We start from the raw sequence: 25,364 nt of genomic DNA on the forward strand, positions 1-25,364 counted from the left end.
TCACCTCTATCTAATCTCAACAACTTTGCTATCTTTTATAATAATTGTTTTACTTTCTTTTATCTTTTCCCAATCATCGCCGATTTTTACCTCTACTAAGGCATCCAGTTCCGTTTCAACGAGTTCGCTCCCTAAAGGAAGCTTTTCTAATTGCGTCAGCTGAAAGTTCAACACTTCAATTTTTTCAAGGCGAGCGGATTTTTCTTTTTCAAATTGACTATGTAATAAAGAAGAACCTTTATTGGCTTTTTCCATGTGCTTTAACTGAAATTTCAGCTGTTCCATTTCTTTTTCAAGTGCCTGCTTGCGGTTTACAAAACGATTTTCAAGATCTTGTTTGCTTGCTTCAGTTAACACTTGTTTCACAACCACTTTTTGAATAATGTTCAAAACGTTCCCTCCGCCCTCAAGATAGTGACCTTGTGCTTTTTGCATGCATATTGACATAGCTGCTTCTTGCTCGCAAAAGACTTACTGTGATCAAAACGTTCATCTTATCATAACATAAAAAAAGGGCGAGGTTATCCCTCTCCCTTTTTGATTACTCTTGAATTTTCACATACACTTTTTTACCTTGCTGTGATGCTGCTGCATTCACAACAGTTCGAATCGCTTTTGCAACGCGGCCTTGTTTGCCGATTACTTTGCCGACATCTTCTTGGTGAACAGTAAGGATGTACGTCACTTGACGTTCATCTTCTTGTTCCTCCACTTTAACATCAGCTGGATAATCAACAAGCGGCTTTACAATTGTTTCGATTAGTGATGTCATCTCGAGTGAAATTATTTTCCTAATTTAGCATTATGGAATTTTTCCATGATGCCTTCGTTAGAGAAAAGGTTACGAACTGTATCAGATGGTTTAGCACCATTTTGTAACCATTTAAGAGCTAGCTCTTCATCGATTTTAACTTCAGCTGGTTGAACTACAGGATTGTAAGTTCCAACTACTTCGATGTAACGTCCATCACGTGGTGAACGAGAGTCTGCTGCTACGATACGATAGAAAGGAGATTTTTTAGCTCCCATACGTTTTAAACGAATTTTTACTGCCATTTTATAAAGCACCTCCGAATATGTTTCAACAAGATAATATAATATCAAATAGGTAAAATGTTTGTAAAGGTTTTTTTCTTAACACTAGAAAAATATTTTATTTTCTTTGGTTTTTCAGTCCAAATCAAGCGTTTTATCATGAAAAGAATGGAAGTTTCATACCCTTTTTCTTGCCTTTTGACATATTTGTCATTTGTTTCATCATTTTTTTCATGTCTTCAAATTGTTTAAGCAAACGGTTGACTTCTTGTACAGAACGTCCGCTTCCTTTTGCAATACGCTTTCTTCGACTTGCATTAATGATTTCAGGGTTTGTTTTTTCCGCTTTCGTCATAGAACGAATAATTGCTTCTACATGATTAATTTGCTTTTCATCAACCTGCAGGTTTTTGAGCCCCTTTACTTTATTGGCGCCCGGAAGCATACCAATTAGCTCATCAAGCGGTCCCATTTGACGCACCTGAGCAAGTTGATCTAAAAAGTCATCAAATGTAAATGACTGCGTGCGCAGCTTAGCTTCAAGCTCTTTTGCTTTTTCAGCATCTACATTTGCCTGAGCCTTTTCGATAAGCGTCAGCACATCACCCATACCTAAGATACGGGAAGCCATACGCTCTGGATGGAATGCTTCAATAGCATCCATCTTTTCTCCAAGACCGACAAACTTAATTGGTGTATCGGTTACTGCACGAATAGAAAGCGCTGCACCACCGCGCGTATCGCCGTCTAGTTTCGTTAATACAACTCCAGTTAATCCTAATTGCTTATTAAAGCTATCCGCAACGTTTACTGCATCTTGACCCGTCATCGCATCGACAACAAGGAAAATTTCGTCTGGGTTAGAAAGCTCTTTGATCTGTTCTAACTCTTCCATTAGATTTTCATCAACATGCAAACGTCCCGCTGTATCAATTAATACATAATCGTGATGCTCTTCTTTCGCATGAGCAATAGCTTGTTTCGCAATCTCCACAGGACTTACTTGATCACCTAATGAAAAAACAGACATGCTAAGCTGTTTCCCTAGTGTTTCAAGCTGTTTAATAGCTGCCGGACGATAAATATCTGCTGCTACAAGCAATGGATTACGGTTATATTTTTTACGTAATAAATTGGCAAGTTTACCGGTTGTTGTTGTTTTACCTGCACCTTGAAGTCCAACCATCATAATTACAGTTGGAGCTTTTGGAGCTACTGCAATCTTGCTTTGCTCTCCGCCCATAAGTGCAGTTAATTCTTCTTGTACAACCTTAATAACTTGTTGTCCAGGCGTTAAGCTCTTAAGAACGTCTTGACCTACAGCACGTTCGCTTACGCGCTTAACAAAGTCTTTTACTACTTTAAAGTTTACATCGGCTTCTAAAAGGGCAAGTCTAACTTCACGCATCATTTCTTTAACATCAGCTTCGTTAACTTTTCCTTTTCCTTTTAACTTTTGCAGTGTGCTTTGCAAACGGTCGGCTAATCCTTCAAATGCCATATACGCCGCCCCCTAATCTAATTTCTCGAGCGAATCAAGAAGAGAAGAAAGCTTACTGTTCTTGTTTAAGTCGGCTGCAAGTTCGTCTTTCAGTTGTTGAACAATTGATTGACGCTCTTGAAACCGTTGAAATAACAATAGCTTTTCCTCATATTGTTCAAGCATTTGCTCTGTACGTTTTATATTATCATAAACTGCTTGACGACTCACATCAAATTCTTCCGCTATTTCACCGAGGGAATAATCATCCAAGTAATAAAGTGACATATAACTTCTTTGTTTGGGCGTCAACAGCGCCTGATAGAAGTCAAATAAGTAATTCATTCTTGTTGTTTTTTCGAGCATATGCACGCTCTTTTCAACCATCTGACCGCCCCCTTGTTAAGTGAAAAGCCTTTACATGTTATTAGTTTAACTAGGCTAGGTTTGAATGTCAAGTTTTTTCCTTAACACCTGACATTTTCCCACTTAAAAGAGATGGAGGCATAACTAACTTACTTCAATTTAAAGACGAACAAATGGGATAAAGGAGCCCGTATGAATCACTTGTTACACCGCTGTGGATTTCCGTGCAAGACTTCGCTCTCCGCGGGCGGCCGATGAGCCTCCTCGTCGCTTATGCTCCCTCGGGGTCTCATCTATTGCGCTTTTCCCGCATGAGTCTTCGCCCTGCCCTCCAATCAACCGCTAGAAGTACCTACATATATGAAACCTGCGTCCACCCTACTAATGAAAAAATCCGAACGATTAATCGTTCGGATCTTCCTTCAACTAAGATACTTTTATCCCAGCCTCTTTTGAGATTACGCCTCTTTTGAGATTACGCCTCTTTTTCTGTTTCTTCTTCTACAGCATTGGCAAATAATCCATAGATATATTGCTCCGTGTCAAACGGCTGAAGGTCGTCTACTTTTTCTCCAAGTCCAACGAATTTAACGGGAAGCTTCAGTTCGTTTCGAATAGCAAGAACAATTCCGCCTTTAGCCGTACCATCTAGTTTTGTTAACACAATTCCCGTCACGTTCGTTGCTTCTGAGAATGTTTTAGCCTGACTTAAAGCGTTTTGACCCGTCGTCGCATCAAGTACAAGAAGTACTTCATGAGGAGCACTAGGAATTTCTCGCTCAATAACACGCTTTACTTTCTCTAATTCTTTCATTAAATTCACTTTGTTTTGAAGACGCCCTGCTGTATCACATAGTAAAACATCTGCTTTTCGAGCCTTGGCTGACTGAACAGCGTCATACATGACAGCGGCAGGGTCAGAACCTGCAGATTGCTTAATAACATCAACACCAACGCGTTCTCCCCATACTTCTAGCTGCTCAATCGCACCGGCACGGAACGTATCACCTGCTGCCATTACGACTTTTTTGCCTTCTTGTTTGAATTTATGCGCAATTTTCCCAATTGTTGTTGTTTTTCCAACGCCGTTTACCCCTACAAACAAAATCACCGTTAAATCATTTTGCTGCATATTCAGTTCACCAATCTGCTCTTCACCAGACTCATAAATGTCAATTAATTTCTCAGAGATGACAGCCTGCACATCTTGAGGGTCCTTAATATTACGGCGTTTCACTTCCGATTTTAAGTCATCAATTAAATCCAACACGGTAGCCACACCGACATCAGCACTAATTAAAATTTCTTCTAATTCCTCAAAAAATTCTTCGTCTACTTGACGATAGCGAGACACTAGATCATTCACCCGTTCTGAAAAAGAATTGCGCGTTTTTGATAATCCATCTTTAAATTTTTGTGTAACAGAATCCGTTTGCATTGTAATTTTTTCTTTTAGTTTCTTAAAAAAGCTCATTCGTACCACCCTTTCATTCTATGAGTTAAACATATTGCTTTGATTCTTCTAAACGAACAGAGACTAATTTCGATACGCCAGATTCTTGCATCGTCACACCGTACAGTACATCAGCTTCTTCCATTGTACCTTTTCGGTGAGTAATAACAATGAACTGTGTTTGATTACTAAATTTGCGTAAATACGTAGCAAAGCGATGAACGTTTGCTTCATCAAGCGCCGCTTCCACTTCATCTAGCACACAAAACGGAACTGGACGTACTTTCAAGATAGAAAACAGGAGGGCAATAGCTGTTAACGAACGCTCGCCGCCTGACAGCAACCCTAGATTCTGCAGTTTTTTCCCAGGAGGCTGGGCAACAATTTCCACCCCTGTATTTAATAAATCTTTCGGATCTGTTAATTTCAAATCCGCTTTTCCTCCGCCGAATAGTGAAGAGAACACTGTACCAAATTCATTGCGGATACGAGAAAACGTATCAGAAAAGCGTTTCTTCATTTCCCCGTCCATTTCTTCAATCACTTGATACAGGGTATTTTTCGCTTCGTCCAGGTCCGCTCGCTGCGTATTTAAAAATTCATAGCGCTCTGAAACGCGTTCATATTGTTCAATAGAACCTAAGTTTACGGTTCCTAATTCATCAATTGCCAACTTAATGAGCTTGATTTTTTTCCTCGCTTCTTGAATATCTAATGTTAAAGGATACTTTTCTTTTGCTGCTTCAAAGCTAATTTCGTACTCTTCTGTCAGCTGCTGCAGACGGCTGTCTAGCTCTACGTCAATTCGATTGATTTTGACTTCTTCATCTTTTAAAGCATCCGCAATTTGTTTGTACTGACGCTGCAGCTCTTTTACAATCCTCTCTTCGTCTTCAAGTTTATTCTGGGCTTTCAACCGCTCTGATCTGCAGTCATCCATTAATTTTAACGTTTCTGTCTTTTCTTTTATTCGCTCATGCGCCGCTTCTTCGAGCTGAAGTTCACCCGAGTCGTTGCTCGTGATTTCACTGGTTAAAAGAGAAAGATCATCTGTAGTTTCAGACAAACGCTGAATGGTTTGATCAAGCTCAAAACACACTCTTTCATATTTTTCTTGCTGATTTGCAAGGAACTGTTCTTTTTTCGCAAGAAGGACTTTTACTTCTGTAAGCTCATGTTGAACCGTTTCTTTAGACGTTTGCTGTGTATGCTTGCGTGCAGCTAACTCTTCAATATTTTTCTCTAATACATTTGCTTGCTGCTGATTTCCTTGCAAACTCGTATGCAGCTCATCAATTCGAGCGGACAAGCTTGTTTGATCTTGTCTAAAGCTAGCAATATCATGATCGTACATGGTTAAGCGGTCATTCACTGCTTTTTCTTCGATGTCAATTTGCTTTACTTCTCGGTCAGATTCCTGCTCTTTGTCTTTCAAGCGTTCCACAAATGCCTGCTGTTTATTAATTTCCTGTTGAAGCTCTTCAATCTGTGACTTTTTATCTTTTACATCTTGCTCGAGCACAAGCGTCTTTTGTTCCATCTCTTCTATTTTTGCCGTAATGGCTTCCACTTCACGCTGACGGCCTAACAAAGAGTTGGACTTTTGCTTCATTGAACCGCCTGTCATCGAACCACCAGGGTTGACGACATCTCCTTTAATGGTCACAAAACGATAGCGGTGCTGCACAAGACGGGCAAGTTCATTCGCACCTTTTAAATCATTGACAACAATAACGGTTCCAAGCAAATTTTTAATAACTCGGTCGTAGGTAGCTTCGTATTTAACAAGAGATGAAGCGATTCCTACATACGCTTCGTGACTCTCTAGCATAGAAATAGTTTGAGCCGGAACATAACGGTCTTTTACAGACGTCAGTGGTAAAAATGTAGCTCTCCCGTAACCATTTTGTTTTAAAAAGCCAATTGCCTGACGTGCACTTTGTTCGTCTTGAACGACAATATGCTGAGCTGCTCCTCCAAGCGCAATTTCAAGCGCTGTTTCATACTCTTTTGGGACATTGATTAGCTCAGCAATGGCGCCTTTGATACCTGCAAGCTTCTCATCACGCGCTTTTAATACTTCTTTTACACCGTGAAAATAACCTTCATAGTCTTCTTGCATCTCTTCAAGCATTTCTTTTCGTGATTTTGTCTGTTGCACGTACTGATAAGCTTGATAAAGCGTAGACTCTTGTTTGCGATAGGCTTGCCTTAATGACTCAAGCTTCTCTCCTTGCTGCTTATACACTTGCACAGCTTGCTGAAGCTCTTGACGAAACTGAGCAAGCCTTTTGATCGCCGCTTCTTTTCGCTGCGTTAATTCACGGCGCTGTTCTACGTATTGCTCGTTGGATTTTGTTAAACGCTGCTCTTTTTCAAACGTTTGCATTTTTTGCTGCTCTAAAAATGAAATTTCATTTCGAGCGGATGTTTGAGCGTTCGCTAATTCAAAATACTCGCTTTTCATCTGTTCAAGTTTTTCTTCTAGATTCTCGCTGTACTGTCTGAACAGCTGTTCCTGCTCAGTAAGCTTCAGACGTATCTCTTGTACTTCTTTTTGAGATTGCTCAAGATCTTTTCCTTCGCTGTCTTTTGCTTTACTTAGCTCTTGATGCTTATGAGTATACTCTTTTACTAAACGTTCCAGCTGCTCTTTATTTTGAAAGGCATTTTTCTTACGCTCTTTTAGTACTTCTTTTTTGCCTTCTAGCTTTTCTACTTCTTCACTTACATATAGTAGTTTTTTATGTAGAGAATCTAGTTGTTCATCTATTTGCTGAATGTGCAAACGAAGGGTCTGGATTTCTCCTTCGCGCGTGCGAATATTCGTCGCGAGAGATTCTTCAAGCTGCTCGTGCTGAGCCATTTCAGCTTTTAATTTTTCCCATTTCTGATGAAGATCTTCAACTTCAAATACCGTAACAGCCACATCCATGTGCTCTAATTCTTCTTTTTTCTGCAAATAATCTTTTGCAATAGACGATTGAATCTGTAAAGGCTCTAACTGACCTTCAATTTCATGAAGAATATCTACCACTCGGTTTAAATTTTCTTGCGTTTCGAGAAGTCGAAGCTCCGCTTTTCGTTTACGCGTTTTGTATTTTAATACACCTGCTGCTTCTTCAAAAATTTTACGGCGCTCGTCAGATTTACTGCTTAGTACTTCTTCTACTTTTCCTTGACTGATAATCGAAAAAGCTTCTCTTCCAAGTCCTGAATCCATAAATAAATCGACAATATCTTTCAAGCGGCACGGCTGGTTGTTAATAAAAAATTCACTGTCTCCTGAGCGGTACACGCGCCTTGTAATACTAACTTCATGGTAGTCAAGCGGGAGAAACTGGTCATCATTTTCCAACGTAAGCGTTACGTCAGCCACATTTACCGCACGGCGCGATTCGCTTCCTGCAAAAATAATGTCCTCCATTTTCCCTCCACGAAGCGATTTGGCTGACTGTTCTCCAAGCACCCAGCGTATGGCATCCGTAATGTTGCTTTTTCCGCTTCCATTCGGTCCTACTACCGCCGTTACACCTGGCACAAAATCTATCGATACTTTTTCTGCAAACGATTTGAACCCTGCAATATCTAATCGTTTGAGGAACATAGAAATCCCCCCTCACACATGTAATCTTTTCATAGCAAATCCCCCTTTATAACGAATACGTTAAGAGGGGGATCATTTTATTTCGTTTGACTTGCTCTAATTTTCGTAATAGCTACTTGAGCTGCTTTTTGCTCTGCTTCTTTTTTCGAACGGCCTACACCAACGCCGAGCTCTTCACCATTTAACGATACGCGAGATAAGAATTCGCGATTATGCGCTGGACCTTTTTCTTGCAAAACTTTGTATTCTAATTGTCCAACTCCATCACGTTGAATCACTTCTTGAAGCTGGCTTTTGAAATCCATCACATGAGAAAAAGCACCTTCATTAATTTTTGGAAAGACAACTTTTTTTAGAATCGTTACTACCGTATCAAGCCCTTGGTCTAAATAAAGAGCTCCGATAAATGCTTCAAACACATCGGCCAGTAAAGCCGGTCTAGATCGGCCGCCTGTCATCTCTTCACCTTTTCCAAGTAACACTAGTTTACCAAAATCCATTTCATTTGCAAAAGTAACAAGCGACGGTTCGCACACAACTGCTGCACGAAGCTTCGTTAACTCACCTTCACTCATCGTTGGATACTTTTTAAATAAAAATTGTGATACGGTTAGCTCTAATACGGCATCTCCTAAAAACTCAAGACGCTCGTTGTCTTCATACGGTCTTCTGCGATGCTCATTCACATAGGATGAATGTGTAAATGCTTGAAAAAGAAGCGCTTCATTTGTAAACTGAATACCAATTTCCTTTTGAAACTCTGCAAAATTTTGCTTGAATTTCACGTTCATCTTTCGATCTCGATTTGAATATTGTTTAGGCATAAAATACCTCCGCTTACCTGCTTCAATTGTTTCGTAGTTTTTTCCTAACATCTCTCATTATAAAACGAGGTATCCTAAAAGATACACTACCTTTTCAAAAAAAAGAGGTCTTTTTTTGAAATTCTTAAAAAGAAGAGAAAGCCCCGCTGTTTAACGGGGCTTTTCATACATATACTACAGATTAAATTTGGCTCTGTATGTAATTAACTGCATCTCCTACAGTTGAAATTTTTTCAGCTTCTTCGTCAGAAATTTCGATATCGAATTCCTCTTCAAGCTCCATTACAAATTCAACTACGTCTAGAGAGTCAGCACCTAAGTCTTCTTTGAAACTAGATTCTAGTTTCACTTCACTTTTGTCTACACCAAGACGATCAACAATGATTGTTGTTACGCGTTCTAGTACCTCTGCCATTGTTCTTCACCTCCCCTCAAGTCATTATAGATGATTTCCATCTAAAATACTATGGTTGAATAATAAAGTTTATCGGTCGCCTAGTAAACGTCCCTTTGTACTTTATCACCAAATTACACTTTTCGTAAAGTGCATTTTTTACATCACCATTCCGCCGTCAACGTGAATCGTTTGACCCGTAATATAACGGCTTGCATCTGATGCTAAAAACGCAACTGCGTTCGCAACATCCTCAGGCTGGCCGAAGCTTGCAAGAGGAATTTGCTTTAACATTTCCGCCTGCACTTCTTCATTCAATTTATCCGTCATGTCTGTTGCAATGAAACCAGGAGCAACTGCATTCACTGTAATATTGCGGCTTGCTAATTCTTTGGCAGTTGTTTTTGTTAAACCAATCACGCCTGATTTTGCTGCTACATAATTTGCTTGTCCAGCATTACCGCTGACGCCGACAATTGATGAAATATTAATGATGCGTCCTGCGCGCTGCTTCATCATTTGACGAGTAACCGCTTTTGTACACAAAAATACGCCTTTTAAGTTTGTATTAATAACATCATCCCATTCGTCTTCTTTCATACGCATAAGAAGATTATCACGTGTGATGCCCGCGTTGTTCACTAAAATATCTACTGAACCAAATGTAGAAATCGCTTCTTTTATCATTGCTTGTACAGAATCACTTTCTGCCACATTTGCTTGTACAGCAATTGCATCCGTTCCTAATCCTTTAATTTCATCCACAACTTCAAGAGCTTTCGCTTCGCTGCCAGAATAGTTTACAACTACTTTAGCACCAAGCTTTCCAAGCTCAATTGCAACGGCACGACCAATTCCGCGAGAAGCGCCTGTTACAACCGCAACTTTCCCTTGTAACATTTTATTCTCCCCCTTTTAGTGCGTCAATCGTTGATTTTAATGATGTAAGATCATTAACAGCATGAACAATCGCACGGCGATTTACTTTTTTCACAAGACCTGATAATACTTTTCCTGGTCCAATTTCAACAAATGTATCTACACCTTCTGCAAGAAGTGTCTCAACTGTTTCTTCCCATCTCACTGGAGAATACAGTTGTTCCACTAGCTTGTTTTGAATATCTTGACTGTCAGTAACCGGCTTTGCTGTTACGTTTGCTATGACTGGAACTTTCGCATCGCTAAAGCCCACTGTTTCTAGCGTATCACGTAGTTTTTCAGCAGCTGGCTTCATTAAACTAGAGTGGAACGGACCGCTTACCACTAGAGGAATCACGCGTTTTGCACCTTTTTCTTTGGCAAGAGCTCCTGCTTTTTCTACGCCATTTACCGTACCTGAAATAACAATTTGACCCGGACAGTTAATATTTGCAAGCTGAACAGCGTCGCCTTCGCTTGTAATTTGAGCGGTAACGGCTTCTAGATCTTCCGCTGACATGCCAAGCACTGCTGCCATTGTACCTTGACCTGCTGGTACAGCTTCGTCCATATAGCGACCTCTTTTGTGAACAGCAACAACGGCATCTTTAAACGATAAAACCTCAGCAGCCACAAGCGCACTGTATTCTCCTAAACTGTGACCTGCAACAAAATCGGGTGTAATTCCGCTCGTTTTAAATGCTTCAAGCAGCATTGTACTCGTTGTTAAAAGAGCAGGTTGAGCGTGATAAGTTAAAGTCAATTCTTCTTGAGGCCCTTCAAAAATAATGTTTGAAAGACTGAACCCTAAAGCTTCGTCAGCTGTATGAATCAGCTTTTTCGCTTCCTCTGTTCCATCATATAAATCTTTTCCCATACCAACAGTTTGTGACCCTTGGCCTGGAAAGATAAAAGCAATTTTCCCCATTTCTTATCTCTCCTTTTCTTCATTAGCAGTTTGTTCGATTGCTTTTTGAATAGTGGAAGACACATTGTTTTCCACCATATTCACAGCTTGCTTAATCGCGCTAAATACTGCATTCGCATCCGACGAACCGTGCGCTTTGATAACAGGCGCATGCAATCCAAACAGCCCTGCTCCTCCATATTCACTGTAATCCATTTTTGCTTTTAAACCCTGCAGCTGAGGCTTTAGCACCGCTGCGGCTAACTTGCTTTTTAACGTGCTCATTAATTCTTGTTTAATCATAGAAAACAAGGAAAGCGCCGTTCCCTCAATGCTTTTAAGAGTCATATTCCCTGTAAAACCATCTGTTACAACCACATCCGCTACGCCGTTTAGCAAATCACGAGATTCCACGTTGCCTACAAAATTGAGATCAGCGTTCTTTAGTAGCTGAAAGGCTTGCTTTGTTAAATCATTTCCTTTTTTATCCTCAGTTCCAATGTTCAACAGTCCCACTCTAGGAGCTTGAATGCCGCGTACTTTTTCGGCATACACAGACCCCATCACAGCGTACTGGAGCAAATGTTCAGGCTTGGCATCAACGTTTGCTCCAACGTCTAGCATTAAAAAGCCTTTTCCATCTAGTGTCGGAAGCGTCGGAGCAAGTGCTGGACGTTCAATGCCTTTGACGCGACCTACAATAAAAAGTCCCGCTGTCATTAACGCACCTGTGTTTCCTGCTGAAATACAAGCATCAGCACGACCTTCGGCTACTTCATTTGCCATTAATACCATAGATGCTTGTTTTTTACGGCGCACAGCTCGCACTGGCTCATCAGTTGCATCAATGGTTTCTTCTGTATGAATAATCGAAATACGATCTGAATTTGTTAAATACTTTTTTATTTCTGATTCGTTTCCAATTAACGTAATATGTAATTCTTTAAATTGAGCAGTAGCTTTTTCTACACCTTCAATAATGGCTTTCGGTGCATGATCTCCGCCCATTGCATCAATAGCTAGTTTCATGTTGCGTCTCATCCTTTTTATTATTTATCCTTTGTAGAACGATACATTTTAAAAGTGCCAGAGAACACTTGCTCTTGCCCTACATAGCTGTTTACCTCAACGGTGGTTCGCACTTCACTAGTTGACAGAACTTTCGCTTTTGCTATCACTCGTTCATGAAGCTTAACAGGGCGATGATAACGGATCGACGCATCTGCTGTGAGCGCTAGTTCGTTGTTAATAACAGCCACAGCTAACGAATTAGCTTGCGCAAAAAGGTGGTGACCACGAGCAATTTGATTACGCTGAAACACATGCTCTGTTTTCACATCAAAAATAGATATCGCTGATTGATCTAGTTCAATGTCGATAACTTCTCCAATTACTTCTTCAATCGGAAGCGAGCGCACTTCCTCGTCTAGTTGTTTTGAAGCTACATGCTTAATACGTTCTCGCAGTTCAGGAATCGACAACTCTAGGCGGTCTAATCGAATTGTTTGAACGCTCACTGAAAAACGGTCTGCTAGTTCTTCATCCGTAATAAATGGGTTTTCTTCAATTGTCGTTTTTAATAGCTGCTGTCTTTCTTTTTTACTGCGCTTCATTCTCCACCATCCGAACTTTTAATACTAGGTACTAATAGCAGTATATAATCATTACCTTCTAATTGCAACATTTTTCACATGCTGTATTCTGTGCATTGACGTGGATTTTATTAATGGCTAACAGCCGCTAACTCTTTCACTCTAAGCCGCTTTTTATCTTTATAGACGAAAAGAGATTGAGACATAACTAAATCACTCCAATCTAAAGATGAACAAATGGGATAAAGAAACTCGTATAGATTGCTTGTTATACCGCTGCTGATTTCCGTGCAAGACTTCGCTTTCCGCAGGCGGCCGGTGATTCTGCTCCTCCCTTACGCTCCTGCGGGGTCTCATCTCTTCCGCTTTCCCCGCAGGAGTGCCTTGCCCTTCACTCAACAGTTAGAAGCACCTACATACCCATCACATACATGAAATCTACGTTCATCATCACAATGAAAAAAACCCGAACGATTGATCGTTCGGATTTTCCTTCAACTAAAATACTTTGTTCCAGTCTCTTTTACTAATCAAATTTTTCTCCAGTTAATACGCCCGTTGCTTCTAATTGTATTCTCAGCAGTGCAAACTGATCTTCTGTCCAAAAGCTGTCGGAATTTACAAGCTTAGCAGCATCTTCTCGAGCTACTTCAAGCGCACGGTAATCGTGCACCATATCGGCTACTTTAAACTCAGGCATCCCGCTTTGTTTTCTACCAAAGAAATCACCAGGCCCACGAAGCTCTAAGTCTCTTTCTGATAATACAAATCCATCGTTTGTTTCCGTCATAATGGTCATTCGTTCTTTTCCAACTTCTGATTTCGGATCCGCGAGCAGAATACAATACGACTGTGCATCTCCTCGTCCTACGCGTCCTCTTAGCTGATGAAGCTGAGATAACCCAAAGCGCTCTGCATCATAAATAACCATCACGGTTGCATTCGGAACGTTCACTCCTACTTCTACAACCGTTGTTGACACTAAAATCTGCACGTCATTTACGCTAAACTGTTTCATCACTTCTTCTTTTTCATCAGGTGACAATCTTCCGTGCATGAGACCAACGCTTGCTTTTCCATTAAAATAGTGAGTGAGTGTTGCATGCACATCAATTGCATTTTGAACATCCAGCTTGTCCGATTCTTCAATCAACGGACAAATAACGTAAGCTTGTCTGCCGTCATGTATTTCTTTTTCAACGAAATGTAAAATACGTTCAAGCATATCATGTTTTACCCAGTATGTTTCAATTGCCTTACGTCCTGCTGGCATTTCATCAATAATGGACACATCCATTTCTCCAAACACCGTAATAGCAAGGGTTCTTGGAATAGGAGTCGCCGTCATAAACAGTACATCCGGACTTTCTCCTTTTTCACGTAAAACCCGGCGCTGCCCAACTCCAAAGCGGTGCTGTTCATCCGTAATAACGAGCCCTAAACTATTATATATAACTTCGTCTTGAATTAAGGCATGTGTACCTACTAATACATGAACATCTCCGTCTTTCACTCGCTGAAGCAGCTCTCTTCTTGCTTTTCCTTTAACAGACCCTGTTAGCAAGCCTACGCTGATTCCTACCTTTTCAAGCATCGCAGTTAATGACTCAGCATGCTGTTCAGCTAAAATTTCAGTCGGTACCATTAAAGCACCTTGATGCCCCGCTAAAACAGTGGCGTATAAAGCAACCGCTGCTACGACTGTTTTACCTGACCCTACATCACCTTGCAGCAAGCGATTCATGCGATAAGGCGATTTCATATCGTGCGTAATTTCGTTTACTACACGTTTTTGAGCGTTTGTTAACGAAAACGGCAGCAAGTTCGTGAAGTTTACCAGCTCAGTTGAATCAAATGCTTGCTTCATTCCAGGCGTTTCTTCTCTTTCGCGCTTTCTAAGTGCCTGCATTTTTAATTGAAAAAGTAGAAATTCTTCATAGACAAATCGACGTCTTGCTTGTTTTAAATCTTCATGATCACGAGGTAAGTGAATACTTCTAACCGCTTCTTCACGCGTTACTAGTTTGTACCTAGAACGAATAGAGGCCGGGAGCATATCCTGAATGCTACTGCCATAATTCTTCAACGCAAGAGAGACGAACTTCCGCATTCCTTTGACCGTTAAGCTGCCTTTAACTGAGTAAACAGGCTCAATCGTTTGATTTTTAACAAACGGAGAAAATTGAAGCTCCTGCAAGTTAATCGTTTGCCGATGCTGATCCCATTTCCCCGTAACCGTAACAGTTTGATCGATTTCTAACTTTGATTTATAGTAAGGACGATTAAAACAAGTAACCGTAATCAAATAGCGGTTTACTAGCAGCCGAAACGTAAGGCGCGAACGTTTTTTTCCGTAATACGTAAGCGAGGGGACGCTGTGAACCTTTCCTTCTACGGTGACCTTTTCGTCGTGCTTTGCTTCAGCCAAATCTTTTAACTCATAATCTTCATAGCGATATGGGAAATGTTCTAACAAGTCATGCACACTGTGAATATGCATATCCTCTAATGCTTGTGCTGTTTCATCTCCAATACCTTTAATGGTTTTAATTGAAATAGTTGTTAGTTCATTCACTTTTATTTAATGCAATACCAAAGATCTTCGCTTCAAGCTCGCGACCTGTTGGTGTTGCCGCTAAGCCTCCTTGTGCAGTTTCTCGTAATGCAACCGGCATTGTTTGACCAATTTTATACATAGCATCAATGACTTCATCACATGGAATACGACTTGTAATGCCTGCTAAGGCCATATCTGCTGCAATCATTGCATTCGCCGCTCCCATTGCGTTTCGTTTCACACATGGAACTTCTACTAGCCCCGCTACTGGGTCACATACTAATCCTAGCATATTTTTGAGAGTAATTGCCATTGCTTCAGCTGCCTGACTCGGTGTACCTCCTGCCATTTCAACAATCGCTGCAGCTGCCATACCTGAAGCTGAACCAACTTCTGCTTGACATCCGCCTGCTGCTCCTGAAATAGACGCATTATTGGCTACAACAAACCCAAAAGCACCTGATGTAAATAAAAATTCAATCATTTCTTTACGAGTTGGGTTTAGCTTATTTTGCACTGCAAACAGCGTTCCTGGCACTACCCCCGCAGATCCAGCAGTAGGCGTTGCACAGATTGTCCCCATTGCCGCATTTACTTCGTTTGTCGCTACAGCTTTGCTGACTGCATCTAAAATTAAATTGCCAGATAAAGATTTTCCACTTTGAATATAGTTTTGAAGCAGCACTGCATCCCCGCCTGTTAAACCTGTAACAGACTGTACCCCTTTTAAACCGCGTTCAACCGCTTCTTCCATAACCGTTAAGTTCCGGTCCATTTTTTCCATGATTTCTTCACGAGTAACTCCCGTGATATCTATTTCCTGTTGAATCATAATCTCTGCAATTTTTACATTTTGACTTTCTGCTAATTCTACTAGTTCTGCTACGTTTCGAAACATAGTAACCTCCGCTATCATTCTGTCTTATTTTCACTTTAGAATTATATATAATCACTCGACCCCTGTTATTCGCACTGGCCGTTCCTATTCACTCTATCCTATTCAACCATTCTTGTTACTTGAATAATATGAGGCAATGTTTTTAACTCTTCAATTACATCATCTTCAATATTCGTATCCATTTCAATTGCCATGAGCGCTACTTCTCCGCGCTCTTTGCGAGATACTTCCATATGTCCGATATTAATTGAGTGTTTCATCAAAATATTCGTAACGGTCGCAATGGCACCAAATCGGTCATTATGCACAACGAGAATAGCTGGATTCATACCTGATAAATTTAATTCAAATCCGTTCAGCTCCGTAATTTGAATTTTTCCTCCGCCAATTGAAATTCCAACAATTTCAATTTCCTTTAATCCGTCGCTCATTTTGATGCGAGCAGTATTCGGATGATCTGTGATTGCCGCTTCCTCAACAAATGTGACGTCAATTCCTTCTTTTTTAGCTAAGTTCAAAGACTCCGGAATACGCTGGTCGAACGTATCAAAATCTAAAATACCGCCAATCAGCGCTACGTCTGTTCCGTGCCCTTTATACGTTTGAGCAAAAGAACCGTACAATGAAACCACAACTTTTGTGGGCTGCTTGCCAAAAAGTGTTCGGGCAACGCGTCCAATACGCGCTGCACCAGCTGTATGTGAACTAGATGGTCCAATCATTACCGGACCAATAATATCAAAGACAGATTTATATTTCATAAGGATTTTCCCCCTGCTATTTAGACATTGTTATTACTTATATGTTACTTGAGCTTTTGACTTTTTGGAAGCTTTGTTTCATGTTCTTAAAAAATTTAAAAATTCTCATTTTTATTAGGAATTCACGCAAAAAAAAAGAGGTGTATTTATCCATAAAAATAGGATAAGCACACCTCTTTTTTTGCTATATTATGCAGGAAAAGATGAATTACTTAAGCTGCTTCTTGCTCAGAAGCTACATCGTCTACTGTTTTAATTTTAAAGTTTTTAAAAACAACGGAACCTATAAACCCAGCTAATGCTCCCGCTAGTGCGCAAAGTACTGCACAAATTGTGACCTTGATAGGGTCATTAAACCCAAACATCACCGCAAGTCCTGCGATGGGAGTTGCCGTGCCTGCAGCATCATTTACCAATCCAAAAAGCGCCACGATTACACCAGCTAGTGCACCTCCAAAAAAGTTTGTGATGTAAATAGGAATCGGATTTGCTGAAATAATATTCGTTTGTGTTAAAGGCTCGACCGCAACTGAAATGGTCGTTCGGCGATCTCCAAATTTTAATCGATCAAACAGCACGTAATTCATAAAAGAAGATCCAAATACAGCGAGGGCTCCAATTGCCATTGGCAATCCCGTTAACCCTAGCATAGCCGTTAGCGCCATTGAGCTAAGCGGAGCCGTTGCCACCACTGTAATAACCCCTCCTAAAATAATTCCCATTAAAATAGGGCTAACATTTGCTGTATCTTTAATAATCCCACCAATATTTAAAAGCGTTGCATCTACAATAGGTGAAAATGCATTGCCAATTAGTCTTGTTAAAGGTGCCGCAATTAAAATATTTCCTAATAAGTCGAGACCAGCAGGTGCTTTTTTTTCAATAAATTTTACGACAAACGCCATGATGTACCCGGCAAAAAATCCGGGGAGCAAACCTAACCCTGAACATACTACCCCCATCATAAGAGCATATACAGGAGATACTCCTAATGCTAAAGCAACTAGTGCTGCTGCTGCAACTCCTCCCATTTCTCCTGCAGCCTTTCCGACTTCATCTAAAAATGAGATACCTAGTACATCTCCTCCTACGTAAGACTGAAAAGCTTCTACGAGAAATGCCGCTACCGCTCCGCCTGCCAACGCCCCCATTGCTTTCATTCCATAAGGCGCCTTATTGCTAAACAGCCAGAACAAAAATAACACTAATAACAATAAACCTGTTCCTTTTAAAATATCCACTGCTGTCTCTCCTCTCATGCTGTTTTCTTTCACATTTGACATATTCAGTTTTCCAAACTACCATATAAACGAGTTCTTTTCAACCAATACGCTTAATAAAACGAACAATAAAAATATTATCAATAAAATAATTCGTGTTTAACTTAAAAAAATAACAAAAAAGCGGCACTCCTTAGTAGGAATGCCGCTTTTTTTGTTATTCAATTGCAAAAATGTAAGAATATAAAGGTTGATCTCCTTTATGAAGCTCTACCTCAACTTCTTCAAACGTTTCTTCTACAAATGATGTTAGCGCTTTAGCTTCATCGTCTGAGACATCCTCTCCTTGAAGAATCGTAAGGATTTCCGCTTCGTCATCAATCATATAAGTCAATAGCTTTTTCGCTGCTTCTAATTTCTCTGAATCTTTTACGACGATTTTCTTTTCGGCAATACCCATAAAATCGCCTTTAGCTAATTCAAGACCATCGATATTTGTATCGCGAACTGCATACGTTACTTGTCCTGTTTTCACGTGCTGTAGAGCTTCTGTCATTACTTCCTCGTTTTCTTTTAAGCTTTGCTGAGGATTAAATGATAGCAGCGCTGTCATTCCTTGAGGAACCGTTTTAGACGGGACAACCGAAACGTGACTGCCGGCAACAGCAGCCGCTTGATTAGCAGCCATCACAATATTTCCGTTATTAGGTAAAATCAGTACCTGTTCAGCATTTGTTTCTTCAATCGCTTTGACAATATCCTCCGTACTTGGATTCATTGTTTGTCCGCCTTCAATGACAACCGTTGCCCCAAGGCTCTTGAACAATTGAGCAATTCCTTTTCCCATTGACACAGTAACAATGCCAAAGGGCTGTTTTTCAACATTTTTTACTGCAGGCTTTTCTTCACCTGAAACAATGCTGCTATGCTGTTCTCTCATGTTTTCAATCTTCATTTTAATTAAACTTCCATATTGCTGCCCGTAGTTTAACACTTCTCCAGGATGCTCGGCGTGAATATGAACTTTCACGATTTCATCATCAGATACTACAAGCAATGAGTCGCCCCATTTACTTAAGTCTTGACGAAACGTTTCTTCAGAAAATGTTTTAGCTGCAGGCTTATCCTCTTCCAGCCTTACCATAAATTCTGTACAATAGCCAAATTCAATATCTTCTGTATTCATATGGCTTTGCGCATGCTTATGATGCTCAGCATTTACGAGTTCATTCATCGAAGGAGCTGACATGGGTACACCCGGAAGTTTTTCACCTTTTAATTCAGCTAAAAACCCTTCATAAATTAAAACAAGCCCTTGACCTCCGCTATCCACTACGCCTACTTCTTTTAACACGGGTAAAAGATCTGGCGTGCGATTTAACGAAGCATTAGCTTCCTTAAGTACTTCTTCCATGAACAGAATCATATCAGCTTGCTTTTTAGCAATAGCCGCTGCTTTTTTAGCAGTATCCTTAGCTACTGTTAAAATGGTTCCTTCGATTGGTTTCATAACAGCTTTATAAGCAGTTTCTACACCGAGCTCAAGAGCTTCAGCAAACTCAACTGTTGTAATCGATGACTTTTGCTCAACCGATTTCGCAAAACCGCGGAATAATTGAGATAAAATAACTCCTGAATTACCGCGCGCCCCCATCAATAAGCCCTTAGACAAAGCTTGACTCACTTGGCCGATGTGATCAGATAGTTTATTTTTTACTTCTTTAGCACCAGACGTAATCGATAAGTTCATATTTGTTCCAGTATCACCATCTGGTACAGGAAAAACGTTCAGCGCATCTACATAATCTGCATTGTTAGATAGATGCTGGGCTCCTTGAAGCACCATTTCTCTAAACCGCTTTCCGTCCAACGTTGTCATTGACACGAATCTTCCTCCTTAATTAAACGTTCGTTACACGAACACCCTGCACATAAATATTTACTGAATCAACCGTTAAACCAACCGTTTGTTCCAGTGTGTATTTTACTTTTGTTTGCACATTATGAGCAATTTCAGAAATTTTTGTTCCATAGCTTACGATAATGTACATGTCGATATGTACGTCATCCTCTTCTTGTCTTACCACAATACCTCGTGTAAAGTTTTCTTTGCGAAGAATTTCTGTAAGACCATCTTTAAGCTGATTTTTTGAAGCCATTCCGACAATCCCGTAACAATCAACAGCTGCTCCTCCAGCAATTGTTGCAATTACATCTGTAGAGATATCAATTTGACCATACTTCGTTTTCATTTCGATGGACATACTCGTTCCCCTTTCTACTTTCATAGGTTATAAATATTCTACTATAATCAATCTCGTTTTAAAAGAGGCGTCCAGCTTGTCCCTTTTAAGGATGACAGTATTAGGTATCAACTTGTCTTAAAATGAGTAATAGACCAAGTTATACCTATTTCTACTCTCTATATTATTGAACATAGATTCATTTTATATGTCAAGGAAAATTTCTTGAAAGCTTTTCTCCAGAACTATTGCATTCTCTTTAAGGCTGTGATAAATTAATATAGTATTTCTCAAAACAGAATTGAGTAGTTTTTTTGGTGTTAGGAGGGAAAATCATGGCACGCAAATGTGTAGTAACTGGTAGAAAAGCTCGTTCAGGTAACGCACGTTCTCACGCAATGAACGCTACTAAGCGTAAATGGGGTGCTAACGTTCAAAAAGTACGTATCTTAGTGAACGGTAAACCAAAACGTGTGTACGTTTCAGCTAGAGCCCTTAAGTCTGGTAAAGTTCAACGCGTTTAATCTTTATAATGAAAAAGCACCATATTTTATGGTGCTTCTTTTATTATTCCGGCGTTGTTAATCTTTTTTGAACGAATTAAGCATGACCTTTACGATGCCACCTAAAAACTTTGGAAGTTTGATTGTATAGAATTTCATACTGTCCCTCCTAACCGTCTCCACACTTTATCTCCTTTTAAAGAAAGCCCTATGTCCTGCTCTCATTTTCCATACTTCATCACAAGCAATTTTTATCATTGCTTCTTACCATCATTAATATGCCTTTTGTAAATGAAAAAGTACCTCTTTGTTGAATAAGTTCATTGCTAATACATAAAGTTGAGCCGAGTTCTACTTCATGCTTATTGAGCGGATATTTGAAACCTTCTAGCGTAAGCTCTTTTACACCGCCTGCAAAAGGAACGAATGAAATATAGTGAAACTCCTTTAAACGATCAACATGATAAGTGCCTGGTTCAAACAATTGAATGATATTTTGATTGTCAATCATTTGTACATTCGCTTTCTTTTTTAACCCTTTGTACAGGAGCTGAATGCTTCCAAACATGTGGTCAAGCCTTCCACCTGTTGCTCCAAAGATACAAATACTGTCCGGTTTTTGCTCTATTGCCCACTCAAAAGCAAGTTCCAAATCCGTTGCATCTTTTTCTGCAGGATACAATTCAACATCTTGTAATGCTTCTCTCACTAGCTTAAGCTGAGCATTTGTAATGGAATCAAAATCTCCGAATGCTTTCACGGGCAAAATGTCTTGTTGAAGAAGAAGGAATACGCCGCGGTCTACTCCTACCCACTTTACATCATTTGATTGGTGCAGGGGTGGCATATGTTCATCCGGTCCCCCTGCTAGAATATGAATTTTCATTATGTATATGCTCCTTTTCTATCAAAAAATGAACGAAATAAATATGTTTTCTTTATCCTAAAAGAAAAAGCTGCTGTGTACAAGTTCTACTCGTTGTACACAGCAGCTTTTATTACTTACGCTTGAACAGTTGTGCGAATTTGACTAATTGCGCCAGCTCGATCTTCTTGATTATAAATAGCTGAGCCAGCCACTAAGACATTCGCTCCTGCTTCCACACATTTTCGTGCTGTTTCTTCATTAATTCCTCCATCAACCTCTACTTCAATAGAAAGGTGACGAATTTCAATAAGCTGAGAGATTTGCTCAATTTTCGGCAGTACACTTGGAATGAAGTTTTGTCCTCCAAAGCCTGGGTTCACCGTCATTAATAAAATAAGATCGATATCTTCTAAGATATGCTTGACCACGTCAATTGGCGTTGCAGGATTTAAAGCAACGCCTGCTTTCATGCCGTGCTCTTTAATTAATTGAATGGTGCGGTGCAAATGAGTACACGCTTCAGCATGTACCGTTAAAATATCAGCACCTGCCTTTGCAAACATTGGAACGTATTGATCTGGGTTTTCAATCATTAAATGCACATCTAATGGCAGTGTTGTGACAGGGCGTACAGCCTCAACGATAAGCGGTCCAATTGTAATATTAGGAACAAAATGGCCATCCATAACGTCTATATGGATGTAGTCTGCTCCACCTGCTTCAACTTCACGAATTTCTTCAGCAAGCTTTGAAAAATTGGCAGATAAAATGGAAGGTGCGATTTTTGTCATTTTTAATACCTCGGCTTTCTTTGCTTAATTTCCTCAATAAATTGCAAGTAATGTTCGTAGCGATAACTCGGAATTTCTTTTTGTTCGTATGCTTCTTTCACCGCACATTTTGGTTCTTTCACATGCAAACAACCTCGAAATTTACACTGTTCACTCAAACGCGACATTTCAGGAAAACAATCGGTTAACTCTTCTACTTCTAACGTTAAAAATTCCAGTGAGCTAAAGCCTGGCGTATCGGCTACTAACCCTTCACCAAACGAAATAAGTTCTACATGACGTGTTGTATGCTTTCCTCTTCCAAGTGACATTGAAATATCATTTGTCTTTAACTCAAGCTCTGGTTTAAGTGTATTTAACAGTGAAGATTTACCTACACCTGACTGTCCGGCAATAACCGTCACGCGATCTTCAAATAACGGCTGAATTTGTTCCATGCCTTTTTCTGTGACTGTCGACGTTAAAATGACCTCATATCCTATTTTACGATATTCTTCGGCATATTGCTCGATTTCTTGTTTTTGCTGCTGTGATAAAAGATCTACTTTTGAAATACAAATAATAGGTTCAATATGATTAGACTCCACTAACACTAAAAATCGGTCAAGAAGCATTGTGCTAAAATCAGGTTCAATCGCTGAAAAAACAAGCAGCGCCTGATCAACATTTGAAATAGGGGGACGAACTAATTCATTTTTACGTTCTTTAATTTCAAGTATATATCCTTCAAGCTTATTTTCTGCCTGAAATACTACATTGTCACCGACTAAAGGCGTTACCTTCTTTTTACGAAAAACACCTCGTCCTCGACATTGCGTTACTTGTCCGTCATGAAGAACATAATAAAATCCGCTAAGGGATTTAATAATTCTTCCTTCTGGCATAACCTCACTCCTATCACTCTGGATATTCAACGTCTTTTTCTTCAATAACTTCCCCGTCTCGGACAATTTTATAAGACGCTTTTTCATTTTCATCGACTAAGACATCGAACGATTCTTTTGTTGTTTCAGTAATCGTTAGTTCTTTAGCAGGAACGGACATATCGTTATCTGCATCTTCGATATAAATTTGTACTTTTTGCGGCTTTGGCTTTTCCTCTTCTGTTTCAGTGGCATCGCCTGTTTCCGTTCCGTCGCCTTGTTCCGTGCTTGCTTCGGTGTCAGCCTCTTCTTTATACGGAATGGCAACATCCACTGACACCGTTTGAGGAGCTTTTGGCTCTTTCCCCATTGAGACCGTAATCGTAAGCTTATCACCTTGCTCGATACTCTGCTCCGCTGCAGGCTTTTGAGACATCACAAGACCTTTTTCAACAGTGTCGGAATACGCTGTTTTTACGTCCACTTCAATATCTTCATCTGATGCATAATCTTTTACGCTTTTTTCCGTCCAGCCCGAGAAATCCTTTAATGTAATCTTCGGCGGACCCTTACTTACCCATAGCGTAACCGTTGTATCTTCCGGCACGACTTGTTCGGTTTCTTTAGGCGTCTGATCTGTAATATTGCCTTTTGGTTCTGTGCTTTCAACTTCGATAGATTGGATATCTTTATAATTCTGCTTTTCTAACAGACTTTTTACTTCCGTAAAGCTTCTTCCAATGTACCGGTTAAATGCTTCTTTTTTCTTTCCTGTACTTCGATAAATAATGACGTTAGATCCTTCTTTGATAACGTCTCCTGCTTCTGGCATCGTTTTAACCACGTCGCCTTCTTCCACCTCATTATCGGATATATCTTTAGGATTCTTCACTTTAAAGCCTAAAGAAACTAAATCGGTTACTGCTGATTCATAATCTTGATTATGTAAATCAGGAACCTTTACGTCTTTTGGCAGTAATAAAGCTGGAATAAACGTAACGGCGGCTACGCTAGCAGCTGCAAGCAGCAAAAAAATTAAAACAAGCGTTACAATCAGCTTGCTTTTGCCTTTTTTCTTTTTCTTCTTTTTTTTCTTAGGCTTTAACTCTTCTTCCTCTTGTTCTTCGCGCTCTAAGTGAGGTGGTTTTCTCACAGGTACGTGCGTTTCTTCGGATTCAACAAAATCCTCCTTAATAACTGGAATGGCTTTTGTCACTTCTTCATCATCAGGCACCGTAAACCTTTGTTCATTATAACGATTTGGATGAACAGCAGACTGTAAATCCGCTTCGAGTTCTTCGACTGAACTGTATCGGTAAAATGGATCTTTAGTTGTTGCTTTTAATACAACATTCTCCACGCTTTGAGGGATAGATGGATTCCATCTTTTTGGAGAAGGTGTTTCTGTCTGTAAATGTTTTAATGCAATTGACACAGCCGATTCCCCAGAAAAAGGGACTCGACCCGTTAGCAATTCAAATAGGACGATGCCAAGCGAATAAATATCAGAACGCTTATTCGCAAGCCCTCCCCTTGCCTGTTCAGGAGATAAATAATGAACAGAGCCCAAAACAGAATTAGTATGCGTAATGGTTGTAGAACTTAGTGCTACGGCAATGCCGAAGTCAGTAACTTTAATGGTATCATCATGATCAATTAAAATATTTTGAGGCTTAATATCCCGGTGAATAATTCCGTACTGATGAGCATGGGCAATAGCTGATGTAATCTGCGTCATAATATGTATGGCTTTATCAAGAGATAGTGGTGATTCTTGCAGAATGTATTGCTTTAATGTCATACCCGGTACATATTCCATGATGATATAGTAAATATCTTCTTCTTCTCCAACATCATAAATGCTGACAATATTAGGATGAGCAATACTCGTAGCAGATTGTGCTTCTCGATGGAAACGCTTTATAAACGCATCGTCACTTGCAAAGTCTAAACGAAGCACTTTAATTGCTACATCACGATCCAAAATCATGTCGCGACCTAAATAGACGTTTGCCATTCCGCCTCCACCAATTACTTGCAATACCTTATAACGGTCGTTTAGCCGTCTACCTATTAGCAACACT

The 25,364-nt window shown here is 40.0% G+C and carries 27 protein-coding genes; 1 reads left to right on the plus strand and 26 read right to left on the minus strand.

Features of this window, described 5'->3' with window-relative positions; all coding sequences use genetic code 11:
• Positions 1 to 6: 6 nt before the first annotated feature.
• From LIS78_RS21345 to LIS78_RS21440, 21 genes are all read right to left on the minus strand, one after another.
• Positions 7 to 390, minus strand: a complete 384-nt coding sequence (locus LIS78_RS21345) for a YlqD family protein (RefSeq protein ID WP_014458417.1) — start codon at positions 388 to 390, stop codon at positions 7 to 9.
• 151 nt (positions 391 to 541) lie between these two features.
• Complete coding sequence (locus LIS78_RS21350; protein ID WP_013058898.1) at positions 542 to 772, minus strand: KH domain-containing protein; 231 nt, start codon at positions 770 to 772, stop codon at positions 542 to 544.
• 11 nt (positions 773 to 783) lie between these two features.
• A complete protein-coding gene (gene rpsP, locus LIS78_RS21355; protein ID WP_013058899.1) occupies positions 784 to 1,056 on the minus strand; it encodes a 30S ribosomal protein S16 in 273 nt (90 codons plus the stop codon).
• A 136-nt stretch (positions 1,057 to 1,192) separates the two neighbouring features.
• Positions 1,193 to 2,536 (minus strand): signal recognition particle protein, encoded by a 1,344-nt coding sequence (gene ffh, locus LIS78_RS21360; RefSeq protein WP_013058900.1) that lies wholly within the window; start codon positions 2,534 to 2,536, stop codon positions 1,193 to 1,195.
• 12 nt (positions 2,537 to 2,548) lie between these two features.
• Positions 2,549 to 2,881 (minus strand): putative DNA-binding protein, encoded by a 333-nt coding sequence (locus LIS78_RS21365; protein WP_013058901.1) that lies wholly within the window; start codon positions 2,879 to 2,881, stop codon positions 2,549 to 2,551.
• A 204-nt stretch (positions 2,882 to 3,085) separates the two neighbouring features.
• Positions 3,086 to 3,220, minus strand: coding sequence for a hypothetical protein (locus LIS78_RS31510; RefSeq protein ID WP_268241086.1), 135 nt, complete (start codon positions 3,218 to 3,220; stop codon positions 3,086 to 3,088).
• 136 nt (positions 3,221 to 3,356) lie between these two features.
• Positions 3,357 to 4,355, minus strand: coding sequence for a signal recognition particle-docking protein FtsY (gene ftsY / locus LIS78_RS21370; protein WP_195781994.1), 999 nt, complete (start codon positions 4,353 to 4,355; stop codon positions 3,357 to 3,359).
• 25 nt (positions 4,356 to 4,380) lie between these two features.
• Positions 4,381 to 7,941, minus strand: coding sequence for a chromosome segregation protein SMC (smc, locus tag LIS78_RS21375; protein WP_252284325.1), 3,561 nt, complete (start codon positions 7,939 to 7,941; stop codon positions 4,381 to 4,383).
• Between the two features lie 77 nt (positions 7,942 to 8,018).
• Positions 8,019 to 8,765, minus strand: a complete 747-nt coding sequence (rnc, locus tag LIS78_RS21380) for a ribonuclease III (protein WP_013058904.1) — start codon at positions 8,763 to 8,765, stop codon at positions 8,019 to 8,021.
• 181 nt (positions 8,766 to 8,946) lie between these two features.
• A complete protein-coding gene (acpP, locus tag LIS78_RS21385) occupies positions 8,947 to 9,180 on the minus strand; it encodes an acyl carrier protein (RefSeq protein WP_013058905.1) in 234 nt (77 codons plus the stop codon).
• A 138-nt stretch (positions 9,181 to 9,318) separates the two neighbouring features.
• Positions 9,319 to 10,059, minus strand: coding sequence for a 3-oxoacyl-[acyl-carrier-protein] reductase (fabG, locus tag LIS78_RS21390; protein WP_013058906.1), 741 nt, complete (start codon positions 10,057 to 10,059; stop codon positions 9,319 to 9,321).
• Between the two features lies 1 nt (position 10,060).
• Positions 10,061 to 11,005: an ACP S-malonyltransferase gene (gene fabD / locus LIS78_RS21395; protein ID WP_195781991.1), complete on the minus strand. Its 945-nt coding sequence runs from the start codon at positions 11,003 to 11,005 to the stop codon at positions 10,061 to 10,063.
• A 3-nt stretch (positions 11,006 to 11,008) separates the two neighbouring features.
• On the minus strand, positions 11,009 to 12,013 hold the full coding sequence (gene plsX / locus LIS78_RS21400; protein ID WP_195781990.1) for a phosphate acyltransferase PlsX: 1,005 nt from the start codon (positions 12,011 to 12,013) through the stop codon (positions 11,009 to 11,011).
• A 20-nt stretch (positions 12,014 to 12,033) separates the two neighbouring features.
• Positions 12,034 to 12,597: a transcription factor FapR gene (gene fapR / locus LIS78_RS21405; protein ID WP_013058909.1), complete on the minus strand. Its 564-nt coding sequence runs from the start codon at positions 12,595 to 12,597 to the stop codon at positions 12,034 to 12,036.
• Between the two features lie 192 nt (positions 12,598 to 12,789).
• Positions 12,790 to 12,975, minus strand: coding sequence for a hypothetical protein (locus LIS78_RS21410; RefSeq protein WP_195781989.1), 186 nt, complete (start codon positions 12,973 to 12,975; stop codon positions 12,790 to 12,792).
• A gap of 127 nt (positions 12,976 to 13,102) precedes the next feature.
• The gene (gene recG, locus LIS78_RS21415; RefSeq protein WP_252284326.1) at positions 13,103 to 15,151 is read right to left on the minus strand and encodes an ATP-dependent DNA helicase RecG; all 2,049 of its coding nucleotides are present in this window, start codon (positions 15,149 to 15,151) and stop codon (positions 13,103 to 13,105) included.
• A complete protein-coding gene (sdaAA, locus tag LIS78_RS21420; RefSeq protein ID WP_014458410.1) occupies positions 15,144 to 16,031 on the minus strand; it encodes an L-serine ammonia-lyase, iron-sulfur-dependent, subunit alpha in 888 nt (295 codons plus the stop codon). Before sdaAA ends, recG begins: the two co-directional genes overlap by 8 nt.
• 98 nt (positions 16,032 to 16,129) lie before the next feature.
• The gene (gene sdaAB, locus LIS78_RS21425; RefSeq protein WP_252284327.1) at positions 16,130 to 16,792 is read right to left on the minus strand and encodes an L-serine ammonia-lyase, iron-sulfur-dependent subunit beta; all 663 of its coding nucleotides are present in this window, start codon (positions 16,790 to 16,792) and stop codon (positions 16,130 to 16,132) included.
• A 212-nt stretch (positions 16,793 to 17,004) separates the two neighbouring features.
• On the minus strand, positions 17,005 to 18,033 hold the full coding sequence (locus LIS78_RS21430) for a PTS sugar transporter subunit IIC (protein WP_252285366.1): 1,029 nt from the start codon (positions 18,031 to 18,033) through the stop codon (positions 17,005 to 17,007).
• A gap of 196 nt (positions 18,034 to 18,229) precedes the next feature.
• Positions 18,230 to 19,897 carry a DAK2 domain-containing protein gene (locus LIS78_RS21435; protein WP_252284328.1) on the minus strand — a complete coding sequence of 556 codons (1,668 nt, stop codon included), beginning with the start codon at positions 19,895 to 19,897 and terminating at the stop codon, positions 18,230 to 18,232.
• A 16-nt stretch (positions 19,898 to 19,913) separates the two neighbouring features.
• The gene (locus LIS78_RS21440; protein ID WP_013058913.1) at positions 19,914 to 20,276 is read right to left on the minus strand and encodes an Asp23/Gls24 family envelope stress response protein; all 363 of its coding nucleotides are present in this window, start codon (positions 20,274 to 20,276) and stop codon (positions 19,914 to 19,916) included.
• Between the two features lie 314 nt (positions 20,277 to 20,590).
• Between LIS78_RS21440 and rpmB the strand changes: the two genes are divergently transcribed.
• On the plus strand, positions 20,591 to 20,779 hold the full coding sequence (rpmB, locus tag LIS78_RS21445; protein WP_013058914.1) for a 50S ribosomal protein L28: 189 nt from the start codon (positions 20,591 to 20,593) through the stop codon (positions 20,777 to 20,779).
• A gap of 57 nt (positions 20,780 to 20,836) precedes the next feature.
• Here the strand turns inward: rpmB and spoVM are convergent, their stop codons facing one another.
• From spoVM to pknB, 5 genes are all read right to left on the minus strand, one after another.
• On the minus strand, positions 20,837 to 20,917 hold the full coding sequence (spoVM, locus tag LIS78_RS21450; protein WP_016765421.1) for a stage V sporulation protein SpoVM: 81 nt from the start codon (positions 20,915 to 20,917) through the stop codon (positions 20,837 to 20,839).
• A 79-nt stretch (positions 20,918 to 20,996) separates the two neighbouring features.
• The gene (locus LIS78_RS21455) at positions 20,997 to 21,644 is read right to left on the minus strand and encodes a thiamine diphosphokinase (RefSeq protein ID WP_195781984.1); all 648 of its coding nucleotides are present in this window, start codon (positions 21,642 to 21,644) and stop codon (positions 20,997 to 20,999) included.
• 116 nt (positions 21,645 to 21,760) lie between these two features.
• The gene (gene rpe, locus LIS78_RS21460) at positions 21,761 to 22,417 is read right to left on the minus strand and encodes a ribulose-phosphate 3-epimerase (RefSeq protein WP_013058916.1); all 657 of its coding nucleotides are present in this window, start codon (positions 22,415 to 22,417) and stop codon (positions 21,761 to 21,763) included.
• A gap of 2 nt (positions 22,418 to 22,419) precedes the next feature.
• A complete protein-coding gene (gene rsgA / locus LIS78_RS21465) occupies positions 22,420 to 23,301 on the minus strand; it encodes a ribosome small subunit-dependent GTPase A (protein ID WP_013058917.1) in 882 nt (293 codons plus the stop codon).
• A 13-nt stretch (positions 23,302 to 23,314) separates the two neighbouring features.
• Positions 23,315 to 25,360, minus strand: a complete 2,046-nt coding sequence (gene pknB, locus LIS78_RS21470) for a Stk1 family PASTA domain-containing Ser/Thr kinase (RefSeq protein WP_252285367.1) — start codon at positions 25,358 to 25,360, stop codon at positions 23,315 to 23,317.
• Positions 25,361 to 25,364 lie beyond the last annotated feature (4 nt).

Origin of the sequence: Priestia megaterium, assembly GCF_023824195.1 — a bacterium.
In the GTDB taxonomy this organism is placed as follows: Bacteria; Bacillota; Bacilli; order Bacillales; family Bacillaceae_H; genus Priestia; species Priestia megaterium_D.

Bases quoted from the DNA above. Each gene is read 5' to 3' on its own strand.
- LIS78_RS21350 (WP_013058898.1), bottom strand. From the start codon at position 772: ATGACATCACTAATCGAAACAATTGTAAAGCCGCTTGTTGATTATCCA.
- rpsP (WP_013058899.1), bottom strand. From the start codon at position 1,056: ATGGCAGTAAAAATTCGTTTAAAACGTATGGGAGCTAAAAAATCTCCT.
- ffh (WP_013058900.1), bottom strand. From the start codon at position 2,536: ATGGCATTTGAAGGATTAGCCGACCGTTTGCAAAGCACACTGCAAAAG.
- LIS78_RS21365 (WP_013058901.1), bottom strand. From the start codon at position 2,881: ATGCTCGAAAAAACAACAAGAATGAATTACTTATTTGACTTCTATCAG.
- ftsY (WP_195781994.1), bottom strand. From the start codon at position 4,355: ATGAGCTTTTTTAAGAAACTAAAAGAAAAAATTACAATGCAAACGGAT.
- smc (WP_252284325.1), bottom strand. From the start codon at position 7,941: ATGTTCCTCAAACGATTAGATATTGCAGGGTTCAAATCGTTTGCAGAA.
- rnc (WP_013058904.1), bottom strand. From the start codon at position 8,765: ATGCCTAAACAATATTCAAATCGAGATCGAAAGATGAACGTGAAATTC.
- acpP (WP_013058905.1), bottom strand. From the start codon at position 9,180: ATGGCAGAGGTACTAGAACGCGTAACAACAATCATTGTTGATCGTCTT.
- fabG (WP_013058906.1), bottom strand. From the start codon at position 10,059: ATGTTACAAGGGAAAGTTGCGGTTGTAACAGGCGCTTCTCGCGGAATT.
- fabD (WP_195781991.1), bottom strand. From the start codon at position 11,005: ATGGGGAAAATTGCTTTTATCTTTCCAGGCCAAGGGTCACAAACTGTT.
- plsX (WP_195781990.1), bottom strand. From the start codon at position 12,013: ATGAAACTAGCTATTGATGCAATGGGCGGAGATCATGCACCGAAAGCC.
- fapR (WP_013058909.1), bottom strand. From the start codon at position 12,597: ATGAAGCGCAGTAAAAAAGAAAGACAGCAGCTATTAAAAACGACAATT.
- sdaAA (WP_014458410.1), bottom strand. From the start codon at position 16,031: ATGTTTCGAAACGTAGCAGAACTAGTAGAATTAGCAGAAAGTCAAAAT.
- sdaAB (WP_252284327.1), bottom strand. From the start codon at position 16,792: ATGAAATATAAATCTGTCTTTGATATTATTGGTCCGGTAATGATTGGA.
- LIS78_RS21440 (WP_013058913.1), bottom strand. From the start codon at position 20,276: ATGTCCATCGAAATGAAAACGAAGTATGGTCAAATTGATATCTCTACA.
- rpmB (WP_013058914.1), top strand. From the start codon at position 20,591: ATGGCACGCAAATGTGTAGTAACTGGTAGAAAAGCTCGTTCAGGTAAC.
- spoVM (WP_016765421.1), bottom strand. From the start codon at position 20,917: ATGAAATTCTATACAATCAAACTTCCAAAGTTTTTAGGTGGCATCGTA.
- LIS78_RS21455 (WP_195781984.1), bottom strand. From the start codon at position 21,644: ATGAAAATTCATATTCTAGCAGGGGGACCGGATGAACATATGCCACCC.
- rpe (WP_013058916.1), bottom strand. From the start codon at position 22,417: ATGACAAAAATCGCACCTTCCATTTTATCTGCCAATTTTTCAAAGCTT.
- rsgA (WP_013058917.1), bottom strand. From the start codon at position 23,301: ATGCCAGAAGGAAGAATTATTAAATCCCTTAGCGGATTTTATTATGTT.